General features: G+C 70.9%; 1 protein-coding gene. It reads right to left on the reverse strand.

Going from position 1 to position 3,475, the window contains the following annotated elements:
- Positions 1-3,475: SDR family NAD(P)-dependent oxidoreductase (locus AQI88_RS45675; RefSeq protein ID WP_159050607.1), on the reverse strand; the 3,475-nt coding region annotated here is incomplete at both ends.

The following is a 3,475-nucleotide window of genomic DNA, read 5'->3' on the forward strand; positions in this document are numbered from 1 at the left end:
CCCAGCAGCAACGGCCGGCCCTCCGGCCGATCCTGACCATACGTCGCCAGCAGCGCCTGCGCCTCGATCGGGTCACCCAGCGCCGTACCAGTGCCATGCGCCTCCACCACATCAACATCGCCCGGCTGCAACCCCGCACTCGCCAACGCGGCCCGGATCACCCGCTGCTGCGAAGGCCCGTTCGGCGCCGACAGACCGTTGCTGGCCCCGTCCTGGTTGACCGCACTGCCCGCCACGACCGCCAACACCCGGTGCCCACGAGCGCGGGCATCCGACAGCCGCTCCAGAACCAGGACGCCGACACCCTCACCCCACCCGGTGCCATCGGCCGCCTCCGCGAACGGCTTGCACCGGCCGTCGGCAGCAAGACCTCGCTGCCGCGCGAACTCCAGGTACGCACCCGGGGTAGCCATCACCGTTACGCCACCGGCCAGCGCGATCCCGCACTCCCCGGACCGCAGCGCCTGCGCGGCAAGGTGAATCGCCGTCAGCGAGGACGAGCAGGCCGTGTCGATCGAGACGGCGGGACCCTGCAGACCCAGCGAGTACGCCACCCGACCCGACGCCACACTCGCCGTAGTACCAGTCAGGCCAAAACCGCCAGCACCGTCCTGCTCACCGATCCGGTAGCCGGACGTGATGATCCCGGCGTAGACGCCGGTGTCGGTGCCCCGCAGCGAACCCGGGGCAATCCCCGCGTCCTCCAGCGCCTCCCAGCAGGTCTCCAGCAACAGCCGCTGCTGGGGATCCATCCCCAACGCCTCGCGCGGACTGATCCCGAAGAACTCCGCATCGAAATCACCAGCGCCGTCAAGGAACCCACCCACCCGGGCATAACCCGCGCCCCCGTCACTGGAATCGGAGGCTTCCAAGCTCTGCAAGTCCCAGTCCCGGTTTGCCGGGAAGCCCGTCATCGCGTCGGAGCCTCCGGCGATCAGCTGCCAGAAACCCTCCGGGTCCTCGACCCCGCCCGGGTACCGGCAACCCATCCCCACGATCACCACCGGCTCATCCGTGCCGATGCGGACTGCCGGCACAGCCGGCGCACCGACGACCCCGTCGGCCCCGCATGCCTCTGCCACCAGGTACCGGGCAACCTCCAGCGGTGTCGGCTGGTCGAAAACCAAGGTGGCGGGAAGGCTCAGGCCCGTCTCGGCCGCGAGCCGGTTGCGAAGCTCCAGCCCGGTCAGGGAGTCGATACCCATGTCACGGAAGGCCCGCTGAGGATCGATGTCCCCGGGTCGGGCATGGCCCAGAACGACAGCGGCAGCGGCCCGGACGATCTGCAGGACTTCCTGCTCACGATCGGCGGGAGAGAGCGCGGCCAGCCGAGCCGCGAGACCACCCGCATCTGCGGCCACGGCTGCGGTCGGGCGTGCGGAGACACCACCAGCAGCCAGACCCCGCAGCAGCGCGGGCACCGGCCTTCCTCCGCGAGACAGCCCGGTCAGGTCCAGTCGGGCCGGGACCGCCAACGGCGCACCCAGCGCGGTAGCGGCCTCGAACAGCGCCAGGCCCTGCTCCGTCGCCATCGGCTGAACACCACCGCGACGCAGACGCGACAGACCCGCACCCTCCAGATGCCCCGTCATCTCCGAGGTCTGAGCCCACAGCCCCCAGGCCAGCGACTGACCAGCCAGATGCCGGCCCCGACGGTAGGCGGCCAGCGCGTCCAAGAACGCGTTAGCGGCGGCGTAACTCCCCTGCCCCGCGCTGCCCATGACAGCCGCAGCCGAGGAATACAGGACGAACCCGGCCAGGCCGGTGCCCTCGGTCAGCTCGTGCAGGTTCCACGCCGCGTCGGCCTTGGCCGCCAGGACGGTCGCCATGCGCTCAGGCGTCAGCGACTCCACGGTGGCATCGTCGATCACACCGGCGGCATGCACCACCGCCGTCAACGGCCGCTCAGCCGTGATCCGCGCCAGCACAGAGGCGAGGGCGTCGCGGTCGGCGGCATCGCCGGCCTGGACCCGCACCTCCGCACCCGACTGCGCCAACTCGGCGGCCAGGCGGGCGACTCCCGGTGCGGCGGGGCCGCGCCGCGACATCAGGACCAGGTGCTGCATGCCACGGACGTTGACCAGGTGCCGGGCCAGCTCTCCGCCCAGTGTTCCGGTGCCGCCCGTGACCAGGACGGTGCCCTGCCGGTCCCACTCGGCCGGGACGTTCAGTACGACCTTGCCCAGGTGCCGGGCCGCCTGCAGATACCGCAGCGCCGCCACAGCCTGGGACAGCTCGAAACACGTCACCGGCGGCGGGACCAGCGTCCCCGCCTCGAACATGCCTCCGAGTTCGGCCAGCATCTCCGCGACCCGCGGCACACCGGCGTCCATCAGGTCGAAGGCCTGGTAGACCACTCCGGGGTAGGAGTGGGCGACCTGCTCAGGGTTCCGGATGTCGGTCTTGCCCATCTCGACGAACCGGCCACCGCGCGGCAGCAACCGCAGCGACGCGTCCGTGAACTCCCCGGCCAGCGCGTTGACGACCACGTCCATACCCTCGCCACCGGTCACGGCCAGGAACCGCTCACAGAAAGCCAGATCCCGGGTCGAGGCGATGTGGCTCTCGTCCACACCCATCGCCCGCAACGCGGACTGCTTGGCCGGGCTGGCGGTCGCGAAGACCTCCAGTCCCCATTCCTTTGCCAACTGCACCGCAGCCGTGCCAACTCCACCGGTCCCAGCGTGGATGAGGACTCGCTGGCCGGGACGGACCTGGGCCAGATCCCGCAACGCGTAGAACGCGGTCAGGAACCCTGCCGACACCGCTGCGGCCTGCTGGAACGACCAGCCCTGCGGGATCGGGGCAAGCAGCCGACTGTCCACGATCCCGACCGGCCCCCAACCGGGCACCAGACCCATCACCGGCTGACCCACCGTCAGACCGTCCACCCCGGGACCGGTCTCCAGCACGACCCCGGCACCCTCCATGCCCAGGACCCGGCCATCCATGACCATCCCCAGACCGGCGACCAGGTCATGGAAGTTCACGCCCGCCGCACGCAGGCTTACCCGGACCTGACCCTCCGACAACTCGGCGCCCGCCTCAGGAGCATCGATCACAGCGGCGCTGCCCAGATCGCCCGGCTGTGTCACCTCGACTCGCCAGCCCGAACCACCGGGCAGCTCCAGTTCCCCGGCCGACCCGGCCCGGACCAGCCGCCGGCCGAACGCCACCACGCCCCCGCCGTCAGTAGCGGGACGGATGCAGACCTCAGGCTCGTCGGCATCCAGCACCGCGGCCAGGACGGTATCCACGTCGGCGTCGTGGGTCGGGTCCAGGCCAGCCGCCGGGTCGACATCGACCAGCAGCAGACGACCCGGGTGCTCCGACTGCGTGGAGCGGATCAGGCCCGTCACCGCCGCGCCGGCCAGATCCTGCCCAGCAGCCACACCCTGGGTCCAGATCACCAACCGCGAACCGTCAGTCTCGGGATCGGCCAGCCACTGCTGCACCCAACCCAACACCGTCGCAG

The sequence above is a fragment of the Streptomyces cellostaticus genome (genome assembly GCF_001513965.1).
Taxonomy (GTDB): domain Bacteria; phylum Actinomycetota; class Actinomycetes; order Streptomycetales; family Streptomycetaceae; genus Streptomyces; species Streptomyces cellostaticus.